Genomic DNA, 23,779 nt, shown 5'->3' on the forward strand with positions numbered 1-23,779 from the left:
CACGGGACCTGAGATGACGAGCTTCTGGCGCGCCCTCGCGGCACTGCTGCTGACCTGGGCTGAGGATTGACAGTTGGCGGCCATGAGCTGCCGTTGGCGAGCGCCCGGTCTCAGGCGATGGCTAAGATTTGGCCATGGGAGCAACGCACAACGAGCATCATTTCATCCCCAAGTTCCTGCTGAAGGAATGGGAATGCCAGGCGGACGAGAAGCTATCGGCCATGCGCTGGATTCGAGGGGAAATCACGGAGAAGCGCTACAAGGCGAAGTCGGTGGCCAAGGAACGGCACCTCTACGCTATGCGCAGGGCTGACCCCGAGCCGAATCAGCAGTTGGAAACAGAGTTCATGACGAAGCACGTGGATGAGCCGGCCGCGCTGGTTCACCGAACTCTTCTCGCAAACGGGCTCGCTGGCATTACGGACGATCAGGCCTACACGTGGACCCGTTTTCTTGTGGCGCTCGTGTACCGTGGGCCCGGAGCGGTTTCGTACGTCCGAGAGAAGGGCATTGAGGCGCTAGGTAGCCAATTCGACGCCAACCCGGACGACTACCTTGAGTTTCGAGGGGACGAGCCTGAAGAGACTCTCAGGAAGTACGTCGAAAAAAACGATGCCCAGATGCTGGGTGACTTCGGTACGTACGCCTTACCCAATCTCATCCAAACGTCGTTCTTGAACAGGAAAATCTACGAGGCCCGGTGGATGACGCGTAAGCTTTCTAGGGGCGGCGCGCGGCTTGTGATTGGCGACCGGCCAATGACGCTCTTTGGTTCCATCGCCGAACACTTCTTGCTCTACCTTCCTATTGCGCCGGATATGGCGTTCCTTGCCTTCACGTCGCCCAACACCGCAGAGCGCATCCGCTCGAAGACTGAGCCGACCTTCGTGCGAGAGATGAACCGGGGAATGGTGGAACAGGCCAGCGTCTATGTGTGGGGACGAGATATGGAGCACCGGAAGCTACTGGAAAAGCGGCTGGAGAAGACATCAGCCGGACCAGGGTTGGGCTTGGGGCCCCGGCCGCCCGCGTAAGCATGAAATGTCGCGGTAGTTGGTGGCGCTCTTGTCTGCTCGGCACGTCTTCAATGATTGTTGTTGGGTGCCTCGATTGGAAGATCGAATGTCGCTGACGGGTCGACAGCCGCTATCCATCCGACTCAACGCCATCCCCCTGTCGCCCTCAGGACCGGCAGCTTGATGACGAGCTGACCTCCAGCAGGCTCCTCACAACAAGGCAACCTGCCCGTCACTCGCCCTGACTCGACCCGCCCACGCCCCGACGCGGCGCGATCCCGGCTCGCCTTCGCCGCCGCGATCCCGCCCAGGCTGCGCGTCAGCAGCCCAGCACAGGCGCGAGGCGCTCGGCGAGTTGAGCCCGCTTGGCCTCCGAACCGGCATAGGCCAGCGCGCGCGATGCAGCGGCGCGGGCCTCGGCCACCTGCCCCAGCGCGAACAACGCCTCGGCCTGCGCCAGGTTCAGCAGCCGGTCGTCAGGCAACACGGCCAGCGAGGGCGCCAGCACGTCCAGCGCGCGGCCGGGCTGGCCATGCCGCACCAGGCGATCCGCCAGGAAGTAGCGCGCGATCTTCACGCTCGGCGTGCCCTCCGTCTGGCCCTGAGCCAGCTCGCCGGCCAGCGCCAGCTCCGACTGCGTGACCGCGTCACCGAGCCGGCCCGCACCGTCCAGCACGGCGGCCAGCTGGCCGTGAAGGTCGGCGACGCCGCACTGGCCGTCGGCCGCAGCGATGGCCTGGACAAAACAGGTCTCAGCCTCGGCAAGCTGCCCGACCTCCCAATGCTTCAAGGCCTGCTGCACCAGCGCTCCAGCCGACAGTTGCATGTTCATCGTGTGGGCTCCCTTCATTGCCCGGACACGCGCTGCGGGAAGTCCCCCACGCCCTGCTGGGTGCGCTCCACCTTGCGGATCGTGCCGTCGTCGTTGAAGTGCAGGTACTCCGCCGCGACGTGCCGCTGCTTCTTGGCGCAGGCGGCGCCGGGCACGTCCAGCCAGCGGTGATAGAACAAGACCCACTGGCCCCGGTACTGCACGATGGAGTGGTGGTTGTTGCCGCCTTCGGCGTCCATGATGACGCCGCGGTAGGTCCACGGCCCCTTGGGCGCGGTGGCGGTGTAGTAGGTCAGCACGCGGTTGTGCTCGGGCATCGTGAAGTAGTAGAGGCCGTTGCGCTTGAACACCCACGGGCCTTCCATCGGCGGCTCGTAGCCGCCCATGTCCATCTTCTGCAGTCCGCCCTTGATACTGCGCATGTCGTCGGCCATCTCGACCACGAGGTAGTTGACGCCCGACGTGCGGCTGTAGAGGTAGGCGCGGCCGTCGTCGTCGACGAACAGCGCCGGGTCGTTGGCATAGGGCTTGCGCCACAGCGGCGCGCCGATCATGTCCTTGAAGGGGCCGGCGGGCGAGTCGCTCTCGGCGATGCCGATGCCCATCCACTTGGTGCTGAGCTTGGGGTTCTGGCGGTCCTTCACGCCGGTGCCGGCGGGGAAGACGAGGTAGTACTTGCCGTTCTTGTAGGCCGCGTCGGGCGCCCAGGCGTAGTCGTCGGCCCAGGCCAGGTCCTTCACCGACAGCACGGCGCCGTGGTTGGTCCAGTGCACGAGGTCGGTGGACGAGAAGGCCGTCCAGTCCTTCATGTGGAAGTCGTCCTGGCACTCCTGGTCGTGCGAGGTGTAGAGCCACATCCGGCCATCGGGCCAGACGTGGCCGGACGGGTCGGCCGTGCGCAGGTCTTTGCCGAGGGCGAGCGGGTTCTGGGCTTGCGCGAACGATGCGGCGAGCAGTGCGGTGAGCAGGACAGTGACGAGCTTCATGGTTCCACTTTCACGAAGACGCGCCGATGGCTGCAAGGCGCCGGCCGTCGGGGCGGTCAGGACGCGGGCTTCGCGGCGACGGGACAGCGGCTCTGGATCTCGGCGGAAAGGCGGGCGACCTCGGCAGGATCGGCATCGGCCGGCAGCTTGAAGCGCTCCATGAAACGCTCCATCACGCTTTCATTCTGCGCTGCCGTGAGGCGGGGGTCCGATGCAGCCTGCCGTAGCCTCTGGACGCTCCGGATCGCGGCGGCGCGCTCCTGTTCGCGCAGCACGCCGACCTCGTTGGGCGTCAGCAGCTGCGGATAGCGTCGCGCCAGTTGGGCCAGCTGTATCTGCGACAGGCGGTCGCAGGCCCAGGCATCGCGGCGCAGTGCCGGCACGAGGTCAGGCTCGGCGGCCAGGTCCAGATTGCTGCCCAGCTCGCTCATCAACGACGCGGCCGCCCCCTTGTCGCCCTCGGCCAGGCTGCGCCGCAACAGCGGCACCAGCTGCGCGCGCGATGCCGCATCCACGGCCTGGCAGGCCGGCGCTTCCATGTCGAGCATGGCGGTCAGCCGGGTTTTGGTGGTGTCGTCGACTTTTAGCCCGCCGACCTTGAGGCGCTCACGCATTTGGTCCAGCTGCTCGCAGTGCTTGATGCGCCGCGCCGCCTTGCCTGCCTTGCCAGGCTCGTTGCTGCTGATGGCGAACTGGATGTCGCGCTGCAGGCGCATCACGTCGGGCGGAGGTCTCAATAACGCCGCGCGGGCGGGCGCGGAGGCCGGTACGTCGGCGGCCGCCGGGAGCACCGGCAGCGGCGCAGATGCGGGCAAAGGTTCAGGCAGCGCCAGCGCAGCCTGGGCGCGCTGCGGCAGCGCCGGCACGCGCTCTTCCTGGGCCTGCCAGGCAATCACGCGCCAGGCCAGCAGGCCCAGGCCGAGCAGCAATGCCAGCCAGATCAACCGGCGCGAAAGAGTGGTCATGTTCCGTGGGAAAAGTGTGGCGGCAACGGGGGCGGACTATGCCATCGCTGTCCACGCACAAAGGCGCTAGCTATCCCTCAAGGCGCGCACGCGCCTGTCAGCAGTTCGGCGCCGTCGAACATCAAATCACGCTGGCCGGCGCTCAGGCGCAGCGGAGCGGTGGGCGGGGTGGGCAACGTGAGTGTCGCGGTCAGGCGGTTGGCGAGCACGCCCCGGCCCCAGGCGGCGTCCTGCCCGCCGCGCGGCCAGCGCAGCGCGTGTGTCTGTCCGTCGACGGTCAGTTCGGCCTGCCAGGGCTCGCCGGCATGCAGCGGATAGGTGGGCAGCACGTGGACGTGCAGGCAGCTGGGGCCATCGGGCGCGTTGGCCGTGAGCGTCAGCGTGGCGCCGGGCTGCTGTGCGACGAGCACGCCGTCACCGCGCCCCAGGCCGGGCACGCGGCGCCAGCCGCCGTCGGCCGTGACGCGCAGCAACGGCGCGGCGGGCTCGGCGAGGGGGCGCGGCGCGAGATCGGCGGACGCGGTGCCGAGGTCGCGCAGCGCGTCAGGCGCACTGCCGCCCAGCCCTGGCGCGGGCAGCAACGGAGCCTGCTGGCGGTAGCTGGTCCACAGGCCGTCGGCCGGCTCCTCAGCGAGGATGCCGGCCCAGCGGCCGGCGTTGTAGCGGGCGGTCAGGGCCTTCAGGCGCTGGTCGGCATGAACGGCCTGCGCGGCGACGGTGCGGGCGGCGGCCGGGTCGCGCTCCAGCGTCGCGGCGTAGCGCTCCAGCGCGAAGAAGCGCTCGTTGGCCAGCGCCGACGCGCGCAGTGGGTACTCGACGAGCTGGAAGAAGCCGTCGCGCTGCGCCGCAGCGATGCGCGGGCGCACGGCATCCAGCATCGACAGCAGCTGGGCGAAGCGGGTCAGGCGCTCGTTGACGGCGCCCGGCGCGAGGCCGCTGCGGCGCGGCTTCTCGCCGGGCAGGAAGAACTGCAGATGCTCCGGGCGGCGCTCGAAGTTGAGGCGGTAGTAGCCGTCCCAGATGGTGGCGATTTCTGCGCCGATATCCTCGACGCCGAACAGCCGTAGGGCCAGCTCGCGCAGGTACTCGCCCTGCCCCTGCGCACGCACGGCGGCCGGGTTCCAGGCCAGGTCGAACCAGTGGCCGAGGTTGACCTCTGCCGGCTTGATGTCGCCCGCGTTGACCATCCACAACCTCTGCACGCCGGCGTCCCACGCACGGCCCATCTCCTCGGCGACGAGCGCCGGCGGCGTCGTGCTGAGCCACAGGTAGGACAGCGGCGCGCCGAGGTAGCTGAGGTGGTAGTACACGCCCGAGCCGCCCGGGCGCTTGGCCTGCGCGGCGTCGGGGAACTGGCGCAGGTAGCCGAAGTTGTCGTCGGGCCAGACCAGCGTCACGTCGTCGGGCAGCGCCAGGCCCGGTGGCGTGGTCATCAGCGGCAGCACTTCCTTGTACGGCACGAAGATCTGCGGCAGCTGGGCCGGATCGCCGACGTGCTGGCGCAGCAGCTCGCGCTGGTCGGCGATGAGCCGGTTCAGCAGCGCCTGCTTCTCGGCCACCGTGCCGCCGCCCTGCATGCCGCTGTCGTGGATGCCGCGCATTCCCAGCGTGTAGAGGTTCTCGAACCGGCCGTTCGTCTTCAGGCGCTCGGCCCAGTAGTCGCGCACCAGCGCCGGGTGCGTCGCGTAGTTGTACTGCCCGGGCGGCGCCTTCCACTCGGCGACGTTGTTGCGCAGCAGGGGCTCGGCGTGGGACGAGCCCATGACGATGCCGTAGCGCTGCGCGAGTTCGGCGTTGCGCGGGTCGGCGTTGAAGGCGCCGGACACCTGGTGCATGGCCGGCCACAGCGTGTTGGCCTTCAGGCGCAGCAGCAGGCGAAAGACCTGCTCGTAGGTGCGCGGGCCGATGGTGCCGGCCTCGGGCTCGAAGGTGTGCGCGGCCCAGGGCTGCAGGCCCCAGTCCTCGTCGTTGATGAACAGGCCGCGGTACTTGACGGCGGGTCCGTCCTGCAGCGGCTCGCTGAGCGACACATGCAGCGGCCCGCGCTTGACCGGTGCGAGGTCGGCCCACCAGACCCACGGCGACACGCCCAGCGCCTGGCTCAGCGTGTAGACGCCGTAGGCCGTGCCACGGCGGTCGGCGCCGACGATGACGAGAGCTTGGCTCACGCCGGGTGCCGGGTTGCGCAGCAGCGCGATCTGGAAGCATTCCCAGCAGCCCTGGAGCCTGGCGAGGTCCAGGCCCGACGCGTCGATGCGCGGATGGTGGCCGGCGGTGCCAACCCAGATCTGCACCGCCCCTTTGCCACCGACGCTGGCGCGCAGGCCGAGACGCTTCAGGTCGTCGGCCAGGTCTTGCGCAACGAAGGCTTCGAGCGGGTCGGCGCCCGGCGCCGCGACGATGACGGCGCCATCAAGCGGCAGGCTGCCAGGCGTGGGCTGGGTGTCGACGGCAAGGCCCGCATGCGCCACGCCGGCCAGGCCCCACAACAGGGTCAGCAGCGCCTTGCGCATCACCGCGCCCTGAACGCCGCGCGCAGGTCCGGCGGCGGCGCGTTGCGGTCCACCGTCAGCCAGCCGTCCTTCAGCTGCAGCTCGGCCACCTGGACGACGGTGCGCTGGTGCCAACGGTCGTCGGTCTTCGCCTCGGGCTCGCCGCCCTGGTGCGTGAAGTAGAAGATGTAGGCGCGGCCGTCGACGACGGTGACGCCCGGATGCTGGCCCTTGGCGCGGTCGGTGGGGTGTTGGCCGATATCGGCCAGCAGCCGCGCAGGCTGCTCCTCCCAGTTCTGCGCGTCGTCGGAACGCAGCACCAGCAGGCCTTTCCACAGGTCGGCCACCAGCCACCATTTGCCGGCGAACTGGAACACCGTCGGGCCCTCGCCGGGCAGCTGGCTGACGGGGCCGCGCACGGTCCAGGTCTTCAGGTCGGGGCTGTCGGCCACCTTGAGCTTGCTGCCGCCCTGCTCATCCTTGAACCACATGCGCCAGCCGCCCTGCGGTGCGCGGATGACGGAGGCGTCGATGACCTTGGGCGAGCCCAGGTCGGCGCGGCCGGCGCATTGCCAGTGGCGCAGGTCGGTGCTGGTCAGGTGCTCGATGCGGCGCTCGCCGGTCCAGCTCTTGTGGATGCCGGGCACGATAGTCAGCCACAGGTGGTAGACGCCGTCGAAGTCCTGGATCTCGGGCGCCCACAGCGTGGCGCCGGTGCACTCGGCCGGGAAGCTCGCCTCGCCGGCCGCGCGCCAGTGGTTGCCGTCGTCCGTCGTCGCGATGCCGATGGGCGTGCCGTGCACCCAGCTCACGTCCTTGGGGTCGTCCAGCCGCAGCGTGGCGCGGCGGTTCGTGTAGAACATCTCCCAGCGCTTGAGGCCACGGTTGAAGACCAGCGACACGTCGGCCGCGCCGTCCAGCACCGGGTCGCGGTACAGCGGGCGCGGGGCGGGTTCGACGCTCGCGCAGCCGGACAGCGCGGCAAGCGTCAACAACAGGGCAGCGGTGAACTTCATGGCGTCGTGATCTGCAGGTAGCGGGGCGGCTTCATGCCGTGGCCCAGGTAGTAGCTGGTGTGCGGCGGCTGGTTGTAGCCGGCGTTCTGGGCGGCGACCTGCACGCGGTACTGCGGGTCGTGCATCAGCGTGACGAGGCGGTGCTCGGTCGGCGTGGCCGTCGAGAAGATCAGCAGCGCTGTGCTGTCCTCGTTGCGCCAGACGACCTCCTCGCGCCAGTCGCCTAACAGGTCGGCCGACAGCACCGGGTTGGCCTTGGTGCCGTTGTTGGACACCGCGCCATAGGCCCTGCCGTCGAGGATGTTCTCGAACTTGAACCGGGCCGGGTTCCACTTGTCGATGGCCGTGCCGTCCAGCGATTCGCGCAGCAGGTCGCCGTCCCACCAGATGGCGAAGTTCATGCGCCTGGGATGCTGCTCGCTGATGAGCTTGCCGCTGGCGCTCATGAGGCCGCCGACAGCGCCCCAGCACTCCGCGCCCGGGTACGCGGGATCGATGTCGAAGCAGACGCCGCGGCCCACGTCGGTCCTGTTGCCGGACATGCTCCACAGCAGCTTGCCGGTGGCCGCGTCGTGCATCTCCAGGCCGTGCTCGCCGTAGCAGCGCGGGCTCTCGTGCACCATGAAGACCTGCTGGCCTTCGCGTGTGGGGTCGAAGGCGCTGACGTGCAGCGCGTCGCCATGGCACAGGCCGGTGCTGTAGAGCAGCTTGCCCGTGCCGGAGATCGTGGCGGCGCCGTAGACGATGTCGTCCAGCCCGTCGCCGTTGACGTCGGCCACCGAGAACCAGTGCGCGCCCTGCCCTGCGGCGGGTTTGCTCTCGGCGTCGCTGTCGCTGTCGAACACCCAGCGCTGTTTCAGCTTGCCTTCGCGCCAGTCCCAGGCGGCGAGCACGGCACGCGTGTAGTAGCCGCGCGAGAACACGGCGCTGGGGCGCCTGCCATCCAGATAGGCCACGCCGGCCAGGAAGCGGTCGACGCGGTTGCCGTAGCCATCGCCCCAGGCGCTCACGTCGCCGCGTGCCGGCACGTAGTTCGTCGTCGCCATCGCCGCGCCGGTCAGGCCGTTGAAGACGGTCAGGAACTCGGGGCCGGCCAGCACGTAGCCGGCGGCGTTGCGGTAGTCGGCCTTGGCGTCGCCGATGACTTTGCCGGCACCATCCACCGTGCCGTCGGCCGTCTTCATCATCACTTCGGCCTTGCCGTCGCCGTCGAAGTCGTAGGCGAGGAAGGACGAGTAGTGCGCGCCGGCGCGGATGTTCGGCCCCAGGTCGATGCGCCACAGCCGCGTGCCGTCCAGCTTGTAGGCATCGACGAAGGTGTGGCCGGTGGTGCCCTTGTGCGAGTTGTCGTGCGCGTTGGTGGGCTGCCACTTCACGATGAGCTCGTACTGGCCGTCGCCGTCGAGGTCGGCGGCCGAGCCGTCGTTGGCCTCGTAGGTGTAGGCCTGGCCGTCGGGCGTCACGCCGCCGTCGGGCTTCTGCAGCGGCACGCGCAGATAGGGTTGGCTCCACGGCATGGCCGCGGCGGAGGCCGGCAGTTCCTTGCCGCCCACGACGGCGCTCACCGTGTAGAGGCTGTCGGCGTGCCCCTGCGCATCGACGAGGTTGGTCAGTGCCTGCGGCTCGGCGTTGACGCGCCGGCCGTCACGGTAGACGTTGAACCGCACGCCCGCCGGCTCGGTGCCCAGCAACCGCCAGCCGACGAAAACGCCGCTGGACGTCGTCAACGCGACGACGCCGCGGTCGAGCTTCTCCATCTGCCGCGTGTCGGCGTGGGCTGCCGTAGTCGCGGCCAGCAGCAGGCCGCACACCACTCTGAAGATCAACGAAGCACCGGTCATATCAACCTTCCATTCCTCGTTCCGCGGCCGTAGTGCCTGGCATCGAGCCGAGCGCCGGGCCGCTCCCAAGCCGGCCCGTTGGGCGATGTGCTCGCGGCTCGACGCCGCGAGCATCGCCGTCCCCTCGGGGGCTGAGGCCGGACACGGGGCGTCCAGTGGACGGCCTGTGCCTGCCGAAGCTCTGCGGCCGCTGGCCGCAGAGCGGTCCCGACCAGACCGCCCGCGTCCAGCGCGGCGGTCTGGGCGAGGGGTAAAAAAAAAGGGCCCCTGAGGGGCCCGGCACCTGAAATTCAGGCGCAACAGGATTGGCCTTGCCGGCCAACGCCCGGAGATCGGGGAAACGGGATGGGCCACGCTGGCTCATCCGCGTTTCCTCAGAGCTTGTAGCCCAGCGTGATGTAGTAGCGACGGCCCGACCAGGCCAGCTCGTTCGGGCGCGACAGGTCGCCCGCGTAGCTCAGCTCGGCCTGGTTGGTCAGGTTCTTGGCCTCGACGGCGAACGTCAGGTTCTTCGTGGCCTTCCACTGGAACTTGGCATCCAGGTACCCGGTGGCGTCGAGGAAGTTCGGGTTGCCCGACACGTCGTTGGAGCCCGTGTAGTACTTGTCGCGGTAGCTGTAGGCCAGGCGGGCGTTGTACTCGCCGTTGTCGTACCAGAGGCCCAGGTTGTAGGCGTTCTTCGACATGCCCGGGTAGGGCAGGACGGAGTTGTCCAGCGGGTTCAGCAGCTCGTTGCCGGCCGAGTAGTGGTAGGCCATGCGGGTGTAGTTGGCGTCCACACCGAAGCCGCTCAGCCAGCCGGGCAGGAAGGTCAGCGCCGTGCGGCCTGCCAGTTCGATGCCCTGCGTGCGCGCGCCTTGGCCGTTGATGGACGTGGTCACGTCGTAGGTCTTGCCGTCGCCCAGCATGTCCACGCCGTACAGCGTCACGTTCTTGCGGATGTAGGTCTTGATGTCAGTGCGGAAGGTGGCCAGGCTGACCTGCGTGTCGCGGCTGGGGTAGAACTCCAAGCTCAGGTCGTACTTGGTGGCGCGGTAGGGCTTCAGGTCGGGGTTGCCGGCCGTGCAGTCGTCCGTGCCGTCGCCGCCGAACTGGGTGTTGCCGCTGTTGTACGTGCAGGAGATGTTGGGCGCCAGCAGGTCGATGGCCGGGCGGGCCATGACCTTGGCCCAGCCGCCGCGCACCAGCAGCTTGCCGTTCATCAGCTGCAACGTCGTGTTCAGGCTGGGCAGCACGTCGTTGTAGGTGTTGTCGCGGGTGACGACGGTGTTGCTGAGCGTGCGATCGTCATAGGTCGAGCTGCCAGGCGACTTCTCGACGCGCTGCTTGAAGGTCTGGATGCCCGTCGACTGCTCGTTGGTGCGCGTGTAGCGAACGCCCACGTTGCCGTCCAGCGGCAGGCCGAAGACCTCGGTGCCCCAGTCCAGGCGCACATAGCCGGCGTCGACCTTCTCCTTGACCTCGAAGGCCGGGATCTGCGGGTAGACCTTGCCGTCGCTGCCGATGGTCTCGTACAGGTACTTGCGGTTGAAGGAGCTGGTGTCGAAGTAGCCCGAAGCGGCGGCAGCCGCGTAGTTGGGCGACGTCCAGTTCGTCGGGATGTTGCTGATGTTGCCGTAGCCGCTGAAGAAGGTACCGGGCGACGTCGTGCGGATCTTGTTGACGATCTCCTGCATCTTGGCGCTGGTGACGTAGGACGTCGTGTAGCCGCTGTTGATGAAGGTCTGCGTGTCGTTGGGGCGCTGGGCGGTGCCGGTGTAGAGCGGGTCGTAGACGATGGTCGCGTTGACGTTGGCACCGCGGGCGTTGATGTCCACGGCCTCCTCGGTGTTGCTCAACGAGCCGTTGTTCTGGACGATGTAGCCGCCGCCGTTGTACTGCTTGGAGCCCGACTGGCGCGTCTGGCCGCCGAACCACAGGCTCTGGAAGAACGGGTGGTCGAAGTTGTACTGGAAGTCCAGCTTGCCCATGTGCTCGTTGTTCAGCGTCGCCGAGGGGCGGTACTGCATCTGGGCCTGCACGTAGGAGCTGGCGTCGTCGGGGCTGTAGCCGCTCGGGAAGGTGAAATGCGGCAGGTGCTGGCTGTCCAGCGTGACGACCAGGCCCGGCGCGTTCTGCGTCAGCACGATCTGGTTGCTTTCGCTCTCGTACGTGGACTTGGCGTCGGACGCCAGGCCCTCGATGCGCCACTTGTCGTTCTTGTACTTGAAGCCGGTGGAGGCGTACTTGGACTCGACGTCCAGCCTGAAGTCGCGCGCGCCGGTGCTGAAGGCGCCCTGGCCGCCCTGGCCGGCGACGTTCAGGCAGTTGCCCACCGTGTACTGCGTGACCTGGTGGTCGGTGACGACCATGCCGGCCGGCGTGCCCGAGGCTGCAATGGCGGTGCAGGTGCCCGCCGTGGCCACAGTGCCGTTGGCGGCGTAGACCGGTGCCTTGCCGGCACTCGACAGCCGCGTCGTGGCGGTGAAGTCGGTACCGTAGTTCATGTCGTTCAGCCGCTGCGCCTGCTTGTTCGTCTGGTAGCTGGCGAAGGCGTCGAAGTTCTTCGAGAACTCGTACTGCGCAGTCAGTTCCGCGGAGGAACGCTTGTGGTCACGCGTCCAGATGCCGTAGCGCGAGATGCGCGGCGCGTAGTCGTACCACTGCGTCAGGCAGGCCGTCTTGTCCGCGCCGGTCAGCGCGCTGCAGCCCGCCTGGGTGGTCACGGCAGCAGCCGTGGGATTGGTGCTGGTTACCGTCTTGTCGGCAGAGCCGTCCCAGTCGCGCAGGAAGGTCCACGACGTGTTGCGCGAGTAGTCGCCACGCGTGTAGACCTCGTCATAGATCAGGTTGGCCATCAGGCCCAGCTTCTTGTCGAAGAACCGGTCGGCCAGCAGCAGCGAGCCGCGCGGCTGCGCGCCGCCGCGCAGGCTGCCCTGCTCGGCCGACAGCGTGCCGGCAATGGTGCGCTCATTGAAGTCCAGCGGTTTGCGCGTCTTGATGATCACGGAGCCGCCGATGCCGCCTTCGGTCAGGTCGGCCGTGGAGCCCTTGATGACGTCGATGGAGGCGATCAGTTCGGCAGGCAGCTCGCGCAGTTCTGCACCACGGCCGGCCGTGCCGTTGGTGCTGAGCACCGACTGGCCGTTGATCTCGATGCGGTTCAGGTCCGGCTCGACGCCACGGATGGCGACCTGCGAGCCTTCGCCGAACGAACGCGTCAGCTGCACGCCGGTGATGCGCGACAGCGCCTCGCCGACGTTCTTGTCCGGGAACTGGTCGATGTCTTCCGCGACGATGCTGTCCTGCACCGTGGAGCCGTTGCGCTTGCGGTCGATGGCGCTCTGGATGGAGCGGCGGATGCCCGTGACGACGACGGTTTCCAGCTGGTTGGTATCGGCAGCCTTGGCGGAGGGCTTCTCGGCTGCGGCAACCGGTGCAGACGCAGCAGCGGCGGGCGCCGCGGCTTGTTGGGCATGGGCCTGGCTGGCCAGGGCGGCCGAGATGGCCAGGGCCAGCGGCGTCCAACGCGAAACGGGCGCGAAACCGTGATTCTTGTTCAACATTTAATTCACATCTCCAGAATATCGACAGCCGGGCGCTTGTGCGCCTCCTGTATTGCCCCGAGAAGTCAGTCTAGGGGCCGGGTTTCGGCATGTGTATACCGCGCAAAAAAGAATCACCACAGTGATTGCTTCCACTTCGCGTTAACCCTGGACTCGCAGGGTTTCAATCAAACCCGTGAGCGGAAGCCGCCCATCGAGCCGCCTTCCTGTGCGATGCACGCAACGCCGTGAGCAATGACGCGCCGCAGGGACCACGGCGCGAGCAGGCATCCAGCGCGATTAAGGCAGATACCCCGTGCCGCCGGCGAAGTATTTCGAATATCAAAATTCGAAATCCGAAAATACTTCCAGATACCCGACCAATCCGGTCGAATTACTACTTCCTGTCCAGCCAGGACTGCGGCACCGGCACGATGCAGATATTCATCTCGCGGCCATCCGCGGCCAGCATCGCGGACTGGATCTCGATCTTTCGGCCGTCCGGGCTGAAGGTCGGGTGGATGTGGTCGCGCGCCGTCGTCTTGTGGCCGGCGGTCAGCACGATCATTTCGTGCGTCTTGCGGTCGATCAGGTAGAGGCTGCGACCGAAGTCGTCGCCGGTCGCGAAACGGCCGTCCGGCGAGCCGTGCACATGCCACAGGCCGCTGCCCGATGGCGTCTGGCCGACGAGGTTCACCTCGCGGGTGCGCAGGTTGACGATGGCCAGGCCCGTGGGCTTCTCGCGCGTGCCGGTGTTGCCCCAGGCATCGTCCTGGCCCGGGTTGGCGCCTTCCACGGCCGTGCCCGCCGCGCGGGTCGGATCGACGACACCCGGGATGGCGCGATGGCCCATGATGGCGAGCGCCACCTCGTCCTTGCCGATGACGGCCTCGTGCGTCACCCACTCGTAGGGCGCCTCTGGGTACAGCGGGCGCAGGCCCGTGCCATCGCCCTTGACCGTCCACGTCCGCTGCGGCGACTTGCCGCCGGTCTCCCAGCTGAACACCAGCTCGCCCGGGTTCCACAGGTTGGACTGGATGTGGCCGATCTGAAAGGGCACGGAGACGACGTGCTTGATCTCGCCCGTCTTCACGTTGATCTTGCCGATGGCGTGCGGGCCGGCGCCCATGCCGCGCGGGCCGAACGGTGCTTCGATCTTCGTGCCGGCCGGCAGCCTGGCACCGGCGTAGGCCTTGCCCTGGATGCGGAAGTAGAACCACTGGCCATCGGCGTCCAGCGCGTTGTCGCCCACGGCTTCCAGCTCGGCCGGCAGCGTGGCAAAGACGCGCTGGTAGCTGCTGGCCGGCTTCATCGCGCCGGCCTTGCTGTCGGCGAACACGCGGTCCAGGTCGACCTCGACGGCCTGCATGACCTTGGGCGCCCCACCCGGCGCCTTGCGCAGGAAGTAGAGCTTGTTGCCGCCCGACTGCGACAGGTTGAGCATGCCGTCGTAGCCGCCCTCGGTGACCTGCACCATCTCGCCGCTGGCCTCGTTGACGGCAATGGCCTCGCCCTTCACGCGGTTGGAGCGGAACACCAGCCATTGGCCGTCGGCCGTCCACTGCGGATGGCTGGGGTAGATCTTGGAGTCGCCGTGCGGCTGCGTGGTCAGGAAGGTCAGCGGCGTGCCGGTGACGGGGTCGTTGACGACGCGCTTCTCGGACGGAAAGCGCTGGCCGATCTGGGCCCACACGGGCGCCACGGCCAGCAGCAGGCTCAGCAGCAAGGAGGTTTTACGGAACGACATGACGTGGTAACGAAATCAGAGTGGCCGAGACTCTAGGAGCGGCAACGTTGCCCGATGTTGCTGCGCCCCAATCGCTCAACAACTTGCGCCGTCCCGGCCGGCCTGCACGGCCCGGCTGCTCCTAGCATCCGCGCCATGATTGCCAAGCCCACTCGACGCGCCGTCGCGGCGCTGCTGCTCGCCCTGCCGCTGGCTCAAACGCACGCGCAGGAGTTCACCGCCACCACCGACCCCGCGCGCGCGCAGGTCACGCTGCCCGAGCCGGCGCGGCCCGACCTGCCATCGCTGATCCTCATCGGCGACTCCACCGTACGCAACGGCCGCGACGACGGCCAGGGCAAGGGCCCCGAAGGTCAGTGGGGCTGGGGCAACCCCATCGCCACCTACTTCGACCTGACCAAGATCAACGTTGTCAACCGCGCCGTCGGCGGCTTGAGCAGTCGCACCTACCGCACCAGCGGCCACTGGGGCCGCACCAAGCCCTTCATCAAGAAGGGCGACTGGGTCGTCATGCAGTTCGGCCACAACGACGCCAGCCCCGTCAACGACAACAGCCGCGCCCGCGGCGTTCTGCGCGGCACCGGCCCCGAGAAGGAAGAGATCACCAACCTGCTGACCGGCAAGCCCGAGACCGTCTACACCTACGGCGGCTACCTGCGCGGCTACATCGCCGAGATCCGCGCGGCCGGCGCCACACCCGTCATCTGCTCGCCGATCATCCGCAAGCGCTGGGAGGCCGATGGCGTGAAGGTCACGCGGGCCGGTGGCAACTTCGCCGCCTGGGCCGCGGAGGTTGCCAGGCAGGAGAAGGTCGCCTTCATCGACCTCAACGAGTGGGGCGCCCAGCGCTACGAGGCGCTGGGCAAGGCCGAGGTGGAGAAGCTCTTCCCCGCCGACACGCCGCAGGAGACCGTGCACACCAACTGGCTCGGCGCAGCCGTGAACGCCCAGCTCGTCATCGCCGGCCTGATCCAGAACAAGGTGCTGCCGGACAACGTCTACCTGCGCCGCTTCGCACCGGACGGCAGCGACGACCGCCCGGTGGTCGACGCCCGCAAAGTCAAGGTCGAGGCGCCGCGAGACCCGAAGCTGCCCAGCCTCGTCATGATCGGCGACTCCACCGTGCGCAGCGGCGGCCAGGGCGGTGCCTACGGCTGGGGCGAGCGCATCGGCGCGCTGTTCGACACGCAGCGCATCAACATCGTCAACGACGCCATCGGCGGCCGCAGCAGCCGCACCTTCTTCACCGAAGGTCGCTGGGCCTCGGTGCTCGACCAGCTGAAAGCAGGCGACACGCTGCTGATCCAGTTCGGCCACAACGACGGTGCCCGCATCGGTGACCCCGCCGGCAAGAACCGCGGCTCCGTGCCCGGCATCGGGCCCGAGACGATCGAAGACACCCGCCCCGACGGCACGAAGGAGATGGTGCAGAGCTTCGGCTGGTACCTCGCCCGCTACATCAACGACGCCAAGGCCAAGGGCGCCAACGTCGTCGTGCTGTCGCCCATCCCGCACAAGGACCGCTGGCAGGCCAACGTGCCGCGCGACTTCGAGAACTACGCCGCCTGGGGTGAACAGGTCGCCCGCGCCAACGGCGCCCAGTTCATCGACCTGACGATGCGGGTCACCGAGGCCTACCGCAGCATCGGCGCCGAGAAGGTGGCGAGCTTCTTCGCCGATGCCCGCACGCACACCAACGACACCGGCGCGGTGTTCAACGCCACCCAGGTCGTCGAAGGCCTCAAGCGCCTGCCGGGCAGCCCGCTGCAGGCCTTCCTGAAGCCCGCCGCACCTTGATTTTCAAGAACGCTTGCAAAGCCTGAAAAAGTTCGCTTAGAATAGCGGGCTCAGGCGCTTTAGCTCAGTTGGTTAGAGCGATGGAATCATAATCCACAGGTCCGGGGTTCGAGTCCCTGAAGCGCCACCAAAACCCGAACGGCCCGAGCACACAGCTCGGGCCGTTTTCATTTCCGCGGCGGTCATGCAAAGTGGCCGCTGTTTCGCAGCCACTGGACATGCCATGTACCGCTGTGTTCTCCCGCTGATGCTCGCCGTCAGCAGTCTGGCCGCCCAGGCCCAGACGCACCGCTCCTTCCCCGTCAATGCGTTGCGCGGCGACCTCGTCGTCACGCAGTACCCCGATATGACGCTGAACGGCCAGGCCGCCCGCCTCGCGCCCGGCGGCCGCATCCGCAACGCCGACAACCTGCTCGCGCAGCCGGCCTCCCTCGTCAACCAGAGGCTCACCGTGCACTACACGGTCGAGGCCAGCACCGGCCTGCTGATGGACGTGTGGGTGTTGAACAGCGTCGAACTCGCCAACAAGCCCTGGCCGACCACCCGCGCCGAAGCCGCGAGCTGGAAGTTCGATCCCGGCAGCCAGACCTGGACCAAGTGATGAGCAGCAGCGATCAAGACACCGGCAAGAAGGTCTACATCAAGACCTTCGGCTGCCAGATGAACGAGTACGACTCGGACAAGATGGCCGACGTGCTGGGCGCCGCCAAGGGCTATACGCCCACCGACGACCCCGAGCAGGCCGACCTCATCCTGTTCAACACCTGCTCGGTGCGCGAGAAGGCGCAGGAGAAGGTCTTCAGCGACCTCGGCCGCGTGAAGCACCTGAAGGCCAAGGGCGTCATGATCGGCGTCGGCGGCTGCGTCGCGTCGCAGGAGGGCGCGGCCATCATCGAGCGCGCGCCCTACGTGGACGTCGTCTTCGGCCCGCAGACGCTGCACCGCCTTCCCGCCATGCTGGAAGCCCGCCGCGAGCAGCGCCGCCCGCAGGTCGACATCTCCTTCCCCGAGATCGAGAAGTTCGACCACCTGCCGCCGGCCAAGGTCGAGGGCGCCTCGGCCTTCGTGTCCATCATGGAAGGCTGCTCCAAGTACTGCAGTTACTGCGTGGTGCCCTACACCCGCGGCGAGGAGGTCTCGCGCCCGTTCGACGACGTGCTGACCGAGATCGCCGGCCTGGCCGACCAGGGCGTCATGGAGATCAACCTGCTCGGCCAGAACGTCAATGCCTACCGCGGCAAGATGGGCGACACCGCCGAGTACGCCGACCTGGCCCTGCTGCTGGAATACGCGGCCGAGATCCCCGGCATCCGCCGCCTGCGCTTCACGACCAGCCATCCCAACGAGTTCAGCCCGCGCCTCATCGAGGCCTACGGCAAGATCCCGCAACTCGTGAACCACCTTCACCTGCCGGTACAGCACGGCAGCGACCGCATCCTCATGGCGATGAAGCGCGGCTACACGGCGCTGGAATTCAAGAGCATCGTGCGCAAGCTGCGCGCCATCCGCCCGGACCTGCGCCTGGCCAGCGACTTCATCGTCGGATTCCCCGGCGAGACGGATGAAGACCACGCCAAGCTGATGAAGCTGGTACACGACGTCGGCTTCGACGCGTCCTTCAGCTTCATCTTCAGCCCCCGCCCTGGCACGCCAGCCGCCGCGCTGGAGGACACGACGCCCTACGAGGTCAAGGTCAAGCGTCTGCAGGAGCTGCAGGCCGCCATCGAGGCCCACGCGCTGACGATCTCGCAGGGCATGGTCGGCAAGGTCGAGAAGATCCTCGTCACCGGCACGGCCCGCAAGGATTCGAGCGAGCTGATGGGCCGCACCGAGTGCAACCGCATCGTCAACTTCCCCGGCTCGCCGCGGCTGATGAACCAACTGGTGGACGTGCGCATCACGACCGCCTACGCGCACTCGCTGCGCGGCGAGGTCATCACGACCGAGGAAGTGCTCAGCGCCTGATCAACGCCTGACGCTGAGCAGCCACCACTGCGGCAAGGCCACGCCCAGCACCAGCAAGGCGTAGCCGGCCATGCGGCCGTCTCGCCCCAGCACGGCCAGCGAGATGACCACCGCGGCCACGCCGCCGGTGGCGCCCCAGCCCCACAGCCGCCACCAGCGCAGCGGCTTCGCCTCCCGCCACCAGGCCAGCTTGATCGCCGCCGCCAGCAGCGCCGCCAGGCCCCAGGCAGGCGCGAACAAATTGGCGATGTGCCAGAAAGCATCCAGGGGACTCATTGCGGGCTTGATCCGTGTCAGGGGCGGCGAAGGCGGCGAATCCTACAATCCAGCCCCATGTCGGTCTTCGCTCTCGGCCTGAACCACCACACCGCCCCGCTGGATCTGCGCGGACGGTTTGCGTTCACGCTGGAGCAGCTGGCGCCGTCGCTGGCCGGCCTGCGGCAGAAGCTGCCGGGGGCGCCTGAGGCCGCCATCCTGTCGACCTGCAACCGCACCGAGCTCTACGTGGCCGCGCCGCAGGCGCAGGTGCAGCCGGCCATCGCCTGGCTGGCGCAGACCGGTGGCGTGGACGCCGGCGCCCTGCGCGAGCACGCCTACGTGATGCAGGGCAGCGCCGCGGCCCGCCACGCCTTCCGCGTGGCCAGCGGGCTGGATTCCATGGTGCTGGGCGAGCCGCAGATCCTCGGCCAGATGAAGCAGGCCGTGAAGGAAGCCGAGAACGCCGGCGCGCTGGGCACGACGCTGCACCAGCTCTTCCAGCGCAGCTTCTCGGTCGCCAAGGAGGTGCGCAGCTCCACCGAGATCGGCGCCCACTCCATCAGCATGGCCGCCGCCGCCGTGCGCCTCGCTGGCCAGCTGTTCGAGGACCTGGCCAAGACGCGCGTGCTGTTCGTCGGTGCCGGTGAAATGATCGAGCTGACGGCGACCCATTTCGCCGCCAAGACACCGCGCCACATGGCCGTGGCCAACCGCACGCTGGAGCGCGGCGAAAAGCTGGCCACGCATTTCGGTGCCGAGGCCGTGCGCCTGGCCGACCTGCCAGAGCGCCTGCACGAGTTCGACGTCGTCGTGTCCTGCACCGCGTCCAGCCTGCCGCTGATCGGCCTGGGCGCCGTCGAGCGCGCGCTGAAGAGGCGCAAGCACCGCCCGATGTTCATGGTCGACCTGGCCGTGCCGCGCGACATCGAGCCCGAGGTCGCCCAGCTGGACGACGTCTACCTCTACACCGTCGACGAACTCGCCCAGCAGGTGCAGACCGCCGGCGAGAAGCGCCAGGCCGCCGTCGAGCAGGCCGAGGCCATCGTCGAGACCGGCGTGCAGAGCTTCATGCACTGGCTTGACCAGCGCCACACGGTGCCGCTGATCCAGGCCCTGCACGCGCAGGCGGACGACTGGCGTTCGCTGGAGATCGCCCGCGCCCGCAAGCTGCTGGCCAAGGGCGCCGATGTCGACGAGGTGCTGGACGCGCTCTCCAAGGGCCTGACGCAGAAGATGCTGCACGGCACGCTGGCCGAGCTGCACGCCAGCGACGGCGAGCAGCGCCTGCAGCTCGCGCAGACCGTCTCGCGCCTGTTCCTGCGCGGCAAGCAGTCCTAGCGGCGCTCACCGCCGCCGCCCGGCGCCTGCATGGCGCCGCCCCTGACTGCTTCCCCGATTGCTCCCCATGAAAGACTCCCTGCGCCAGCAGTTCGACCGCCTCGGCTTCCGCCTCGCCGAGCTCGACGCCCTCCTCGCCGACGGCAGCATTGCCGCCGACATGAAGCGCTACCGCGCGGTAACCAAGGAGCAGTCCGAGGTCGCCGGCCTCGTCGAGCGCTACCGCCGCTACCAGACGCACGAGGCCGACCTCGCCGCCGCGCGCGAGATGCTGGCCGACCCCGAGATGGCCGACATGGCCCGCGAGGAGATCGCGGCCAACGAGGCCGCGCTGGCCGCACTCGATCACGAGTTGCAGCTCGCGCTGATCCCGAAGGACCCCGACGACGAACGCAACGCCTTCCTCGAAATCCGCGCCGGCACGGGCGGCGACGAGTCGGCGCTGTTCGCCGGTGACCTGGCGCGCATGTACCTGCGCTTCGCCGAGGCACAGGGCTGGCGCACCGAGATCCTGTCCGAGAACGTGTCGGACCTGGGCGGCTACAAGGAGCTGGTCGTCCGCGTCGAGGGCGAAGGTGTCTACGGCCGGCTGAAATTCGAGTCCGGCGGCCACCGCGTGCAGCGCGTGCCGGCGACCGAAACCCAGGGCCGCATCCACACCAGCGCCTGCACCGTGGCCGTGATGCCCGAGCCCGACGAGGCGGAGGCCATCACGCTGAACCCGGCCGATCTGCGCATCGACACCTTCCGCGCCAGCGGTGCCGGCGGCCAGCACATCAACAAGACTGACTCCGCCGTGCGCGTCGTCCACCTGCCCACCGGCATCGTGGCGGAATGCCAGGACGGCCGCAGCCAGCACAGCAACAAGGCCAAGGCGCTGCAGGTGCTGCAGGCCCGCATCCAGGAGAAGGAGCGCAGCGAGCGTGCCGCCAAGGAGGCCGCCACGCGCAAGGGCCTGATCGGCACGGGCGACCGCAGCGACCGCATCCGCACCTACAACTTCCCGCAGGGCCGGCTGACCGACCACCGCATCAACCTGACGCTCTACAAGCTCGGGCAGATCATGGACGGCGATCTCGACGACGTCATCCAGGGCCTGCTGGCCGCCCAGGCCGCCGAACAGCTCGCCGAGCTGGAAGCCGGCCGCGCATGACCGCCCCTCTGACGGTTGACGGCGCGCTGGCCCTGGCCCGCCAGCTGGGCGTGGAGCGCGCCGACGCGCAGACGCTGCTGGGCCACCTGACCAGCCAGAACCGCACCTGGCTCGTCACGCACGGCGACGCGCCGGTACCCGAGGCCGACGCCGCGCTGCGCCGCCTGGCCGCCGGCGAGCCGCTGGCCCACGTGACCGGCTGGCAGCCCTTCCACGGCCTGATGCTCGCCGTCACGCCGGCCACGCTGATTCCGCGTCCGGACACGGAAACGATCGTCGACTGGGCGCTGGAACTGCTCGCAGCCCTGCCCGGCTCGCCGAGCGTCGTCGACCTCGGCACCGGCAGCGGTGCCATCGCTCTGGCCATCAAGGCAGCCTGCCCGCGCGCGCAAGTCACCGCCGTCGACTTCAGCGCCGACGCGCTGGCCGTCGCCCGCTCGAACGGCGAGCGGCTGGCGCTGGACATCGACTGGCGCCTGGGCAGCTGGTTCGAGCCGCTGGCCGGCCGGCGCTTCGACCTCGTCGTCAGCAACCCGCCCTACATCGCCGGCGATGACCCGCACCTGCCGGCTCTGCGCCACGAGCCGATCACCGCGCTGACGCCCGGCGGCGACGGCCTCGCCGACCTGCGCACGCTGATCGACACCGCACCGCAGCACCTGAACCCCGGCGGCTGGCTGTTGCTGGAGCATGGCTGGGATCAGGCCGATGCGGTCGCGCAACACCTCGGCACCCGCAACTTTGGAGACGTCACGCTGCGCCGCGACCTGGCCGGCCGGGCACGCACCAGTGGCGGCCGCCGGACGGACCAGGCCTGACCCGCCGGTCGGCAAATGCCGGCGATGTTTGCGTGACCTTTTTCCCTCAATTCGTCATTCCCGCGAACGAATTGCCGACGTAGTATCGAATCCCGGTGCCCCTCGCTGCACCGCGCAGGAGTCGATCATGTCCCGCCTCGCCAGCGCTGCAGTTCTGAGCCTCTCTGCCCTTTTCACGCTGCCGGCCCGGGCGGCCGACGTCAACGCGCAGCCACGTTTCCAGGCGCGATTGCAGCTCAGCAGCGCCGACGCGGCCTCCGACCCCGCGCCTTATCTCGGCGGCTCCCGCATCCTCAGCGCCAACCTGCTGGGCGACTACTACCTCACCAGCTCCGGCTTCTCCAGCATGAACGGCGGCCTGCGCGCCACCGGCGGCCTGCTGATGGGCCCGCTGTCCATGTCACAGAGCAGCGGCGGCCTGGCGCTGGGCAGCGGCCCGCTGTCGGCCGGCCGGCGCAGCCTGACGATGAGCGGCCCGGACGCCTACGCGCTGGAACCCAGTTCCAACCTCTCCTACGTCGGCGTCGGCTACACCGGCCGCTTCAAGAGCAGCGGCTTCGCCTTCAGCGCAGACCTGGGCCTGATGTCCGGCAGCCTCAGCAGCCTGCGCCTGGGCCGCAGCAGCGCCCAGGGCTTCGAGGACGCGATGCGCGACCTGCGCTTCAAGCCCCTGCTGCAGCTGGGCCTCGCGTACAGCTACTGACGGCACTCGGAAGGGTCCGGGATAATCCCGGCTTTGCCAATCACTCCGAGATTCCCATGAGCGACGTTCAGCAACGCATCGACGACCTGGTCAAGTCCAACCGCGTGGTGCTCTTCATGAAGGGCACGGCCCAGTTCCCGATGTGCGGCTTCTCCGGCCGCGCCATCCAGATCCTGAAGGCCGCCGGCGTCACGGACCTGAAGACCTTCAACGTGCTGGAGGACGAGGAAGTGCGCCAGGGCATCAAGGACTACGCCAACTGGCCCACCATCCCCCAGCTCTACATCGGCGGCGAGTTCGTCGGCGGCTCGGACATCATGATGGAGATGTACGAGTCGGGTGAGCTGCAGCAGGCGCTGGCAGCTTGACTCGTCTTGTCGTCGGGCTGACCGGCGCGACCGGCGCGGCCTACGCGTTGCGTCTGCTGCGCCGCGCGCGCGAACTGGGCGTCGAGACGCACCTGATCGCCACGCCCGCCGGCATCCTGAACGCCCATCACGAGCTGGGCCTGGATCGCTCCACGCTGGAGGCCGAGGCCGATCACGCCTACTCGCCGGGTGATGTCGGCGCCTGCATAGCCAGCGGTAGCTTCGCGACGGCGGCGATGGTCGTCGCGCCGTGCTCGATGAAGTCGCTCGCGGCGATTGCGCACGGCCTGGGCGACAACCTGCTGACCCGCGCCGCCGACGTGACGCTGAAGGAGCGCCGCCGCCTCATCCTGATGGTGCGCGAGACGCCGCTGAACCTCGCCCACCTGCGCAACATGGTTGCGGTGACCGAGATGGGCGGCATCTGCTTCCCGCCGCTGCCGGCCTTCTATCACCACCCCAAGACCATCGAGGAGATGGTCAACGAGACAGCCGAGCGCGTGCTTGAAGTGGCCGGCATCGCCGCCGCCCAGCCTCAGGCCTGGCATGGTCTCTGAAGTCGCGGCCACCGCGAAGAAGCTCGACAAACTCGTCTGGCTCGCCGCGGCGCTGGTGGCGCTGGATTGCGCACTCCGCATCGCCGTGCTCGCCTATTGGCTATTCGCACCTGAGCGCGCGCCGGACATCCCGGTGTTCACCAAGGGCATGCGATACCCGCAGGTCCAGGCGGGCGTGCTGCTGGTGACGCTGCCCATGCTGGCAGCGCTGGCATGGCCGCGTTTCCTATCGCCGCGCCGACATCTCGCGCTGGGCGTCACGCTGACCGTGGTCGGATTCGCCTTGTTCATCCTCGGCGGCGTGTTCCTGTCGTTCAACGTCGTGAGCGGCTGGGCCCACATCGCCCTCGGCCAGGCGATGGGGTACGTCGGCGCCGTGCGGCGCCGACGCCCAGGCTGAAGC

The 23,779-nt window shown here is 68.4% G+C and carries 20 protein-coding genes and 1 tRNA gene; 12 read left to right on the forward strand and 9 right to left on the reverse strand.

All coding sequences use genetic code 11. The features are described 5' to 3' along the window. Nucleotides 1-134: 134 nt before the first annotated feature. On the forward strand, nt 135-1,034 hold the full coding sequence (locus ACG04R_RS13085) for a DUF4238 domain-containing protein (RefSeq protein ID WP_394410814.1): 900 nt from the start codon (nt 135-137) through the stop codon (nt 1,032-1,034). Nucleotides 1,035-1,335: 301 nt separating this feature from the next. Here ACG04R_RS13085 and ACG04R_RS13090 read toward each other — a convergent pair whose 3' ends face one another. The 8 genes from ACG04R_RS13090 to ACG04R_RS13125 all read right to left on the reverse strand — a co-directional run bounded on the left by ACG04R_RS13090 (nt 1,336) and on the right by ACG04R_RS13125 (nt 14,419). Then, entirely contained in the window at nt 1,336-1,848 is a 513-nt protein-coding gene (locus ACG04R_RS13090) for a hypothetical protein (protein WP_394410817.1), read from the reverse strand. A gap of 14 nt (nt 1,849-1,862) precedes the next feature. Next, a complete protein-coding gene (locus tag ACG04R_RS13095) occupies nt 1,863-2,834 on the reverse strand; it encodes a family 43 glycosylhydrolase (protein ID WP_394410819.1) in 972 nt (323 codons plus the stop codon). A gap of 56 nt (nt 2,835-2,890) precedes the next feature. Continuing rightward, entirely contained in the window at nt 2,891-3,799 is a 909-nt protein-coding gene (locus tag ACG04R_RS13100; protein ID WP_394410821.1) for a hypothetical protein, read from the reverse strand. A 77-nt stretch (nt 3,800-3,876) separates the two neighbouring features. Continuing rightward, nucleotides 3,877-6,312, reverse strand: coding sequence for a glycosyl hydrolase 115 family protein (locus ACG04R_RS13105; RefSeq protein WP_394410823.1), 2,436 nt, complete (start codon nt 6,310-6,312; stop codon nt 3,877-3,879). Further along, entirely contained in the window at nt 6,312-7,307 is a 996-nt protein-coding gene (locus ACG04R_RS13110; protein WP_394410825.1) for a glycoside hydrolase family protein, read from the reverse strand. The genes ACG04R_RS13105 and ACG04R_RS13110 overlap by 1 nt, the downstream gene beginning before the upstream one ends. Next, nucleotides 7,304-9,148 (reverse strand): rhamnogalacturonan lyase, encoded by a 1,845-nt coding sequence (locus ACG04R_RS13115; protein ID WP_394410827.1) that lies wholly within the window; start codon nt 9,146-9,148, stop codon nt 7,304-7,306. The genes ACG04R_RS13110 and ACG04R_RS13115 overlap by 4 nt, the downstream gene beginning before the upstream one ends. Before the next feature lie 374 nt (nt 9,149-9,522). Further along, nucleotides 9,523-12,693, reverse strand: a complete 3,171-nt coding sequence (locus ACG04R_RS13120; protein ID WP_394410829.1) for a TonB-dependent receptor — start codon at nt 12,691-12,693, stop codon at nt 9,523-9,525. 376 nt (nt 12,694-13,069) lie between these two features. Continuing rightward, the gene (locus ACG04R_RS13125) at nt 13,070-14,419 is read right to left on the reverse strand and encodes a TolB family protein (RefSeq protein ID WP_394410832.1); all 1,350 of its coding nucleotides are present in this window, start codon (nt 14,417-14,419) and stop codon (nt 13,070-13,072) included. 135 nt (nt 14,420-14,554) lie between these two features. Here ACG04R_RS13125 and ACG04R_RS13130 point away from each other — a divergent pair, with 135 nt between their 5' ends. The 4 genes from ACG04R_RS13130 (at nt 14,555) to miaB (ending at nt 18,181) form a co-directional block, all read left to right on the forward strand. Continuing rightward, on the forward strand, nt 14,555-16,216 hold the full coding sequence (locus ACG04R_RS13130) for a GDSL-type esterase/lipase family protein (RefSeq protein ID WP_394410835.1): 1,662 nt from the start codon (nt 14,555-14,557) through the stop codon (nt 16,214-16,216). Nucleotides 16,217-16,269: 53 nt separating this feature from the next. Next, a tRNA-Met gene (locus ACG04R_RS13135) sits at nt 16,270-16,346 on the forward strand. 93 nt (nt 16,347-16,439) lie between these two features. Continuing rightward, a complete protein-coding gene (locus ACG04R_RS13140; protein ID WP_394410838.1) occupies nt 16,440-16,817 on the forward strand; it encodes a hypothetical protein in 378 nt (125 codons plus the stop codon). Next, complete coding sequence (miaB, locus tag ACG04R_RS13145; protein WP_394410841.1) at nt 16,817-18,181, forward strand: tRNA (N6-isopentenyl adenosine(37)-C2)-methylthiotransferase MiaB; 1,365 nt, start codon at nt 16,817-16,819, stop codon at nt 18,179-18,181. Before ACG04R_RS13140 ends, miaB begins: the two co-directional genes overlap by 1 nt. On the opposite strand, the gene ACG04R_RS13150 is transcribed toward miaB, so the two are convergent. Next, on the reverse strand, nt 18,182-18,457 hold the full coding sequence (locus tag ACG04R_RS13150) for a hypothetical protein (protein WP_394410845.1): 276 nt from the start codon (nt 18,455-18,457) through the stop codon (nt 18,182-18,184). It abuts the gene before it with no gap. A gap of 57 nt (nt 18,458-18,514) precedes the next feature. On the opposite strand from ACG04R_RS13150, the gene hemA reads away from it, so the two are divergent. The 7 genes from hemA to ACG04R_RS13185 all read left to right on the forward strand — a co-directional run bounded on the left by hemA (nt 18,515) and on the right by ACG04R_RS13185 (nt 23,776). Then, nucleotides 18,515-19,777 (forward strand): glutamyl-tRNA reductase, encoded by a 1,263-nt coding sequence (gene hemA / locus ACG04R_RS13155; protein ID WP_394410848.1) that lies wholly within the window; start codon nt 18,515-18,517, stop codon nt 19,775-19,777. A gap of 67 nt (nt 19,778-19,844) precedes the next feature. Next, nucleotides 19,845-20,930: a peptide chain release factor 1 gene (prfA, locus tag ACG04R_RS13160; protein ID WP_394410851.1), complete on the forward strand. Its 1,086-nt coding sequence runs from the start codon at nt 19,845-19,847 to the stop codon at nt 20,928-20,930. Then, nucleotides 20,927-21,748 carry a peptide chain release factor N(5)-glutamine methyltransferase gene (prmC, locus tag ACG04R_RS13165; protein ID WP_394410854.1) on the forward strand — a complete coding sequence of 274 codons (822 nt, stop codon included), beginning with the start codon at nt 20,927-20,929 and terminating at the stop codon, nt 21,746-21,748. Before prfA ends, prmC begins: the two co-directional genes overlap by 4 nt. Nucleotides 21,749-21,875: 127 nt before the next feature. Further along, nucleotides 21,876-22,451 (forward strand): hypothetical protein, encoded by a 576-nt coding sequence (locus tag ACG04R_RS13170; RefSeq protein WP_394410857.1) that lies wholly within the window; start codon nt 21,876-21,878, stop codon nt 22,449-22,451. Between the two features lie 56 nt (nt 22,452-22,507). Beyond that, nucleotides 22,508-22,819 carry a Grx4 family monothiol glutaredoxin gene (gene grxD, locus ACG04R_RS13175; protein WP_394410860.1) on the forward strand — a complete coding sequence of 104 codons (312 nt, stop codon included), beginning with the start codon at nt 22,508-22,510 and terminating at the stop codon, nt 22,817-22,819. Next, nucleotides 22,816-23,376 carry a UbiX family flavin prenyltransferase gene (locus ACG04R_RS13180; protein ID WP_394410863.1) on the forward strand — a complete coding sequence of 187 codons (561 nt, stop codon included), beginning with the start codon at nt 22,816-22,818 and terminating at the stop codon, nt 23,374-23,376. The genes grxD and ACG04R_RS13180 overlap by 4 nt, the downstream gene beginning before the upstream one ends. Next, complete coding sequence (locus ACG04R_RS13185) at nt 23,366-23,776, forward strand: hypothetical protein (RefSeq protein ID WP_394410866.1); 411 nt, start codon at nt 23,366-23,368, stop codon at nt 23,774-23,776. The genes ACG04R_RS13180 and ACG04R_RS13185 overlap by 11 nt, the downstream gene beginning before the upstream one ends. Nucleotides 23,777-23,779: the final 3 nt, after the last annotated feature.

This window comes from Pelomonas candidula, assembly GCF_043555985.1.
Lineage (GTDB): Bacteria > Pseudomonadota > Gammaproteobacteria > Burkholderiales > Burkholderiaceae_C > Pelomonas > Pelomonas candidula.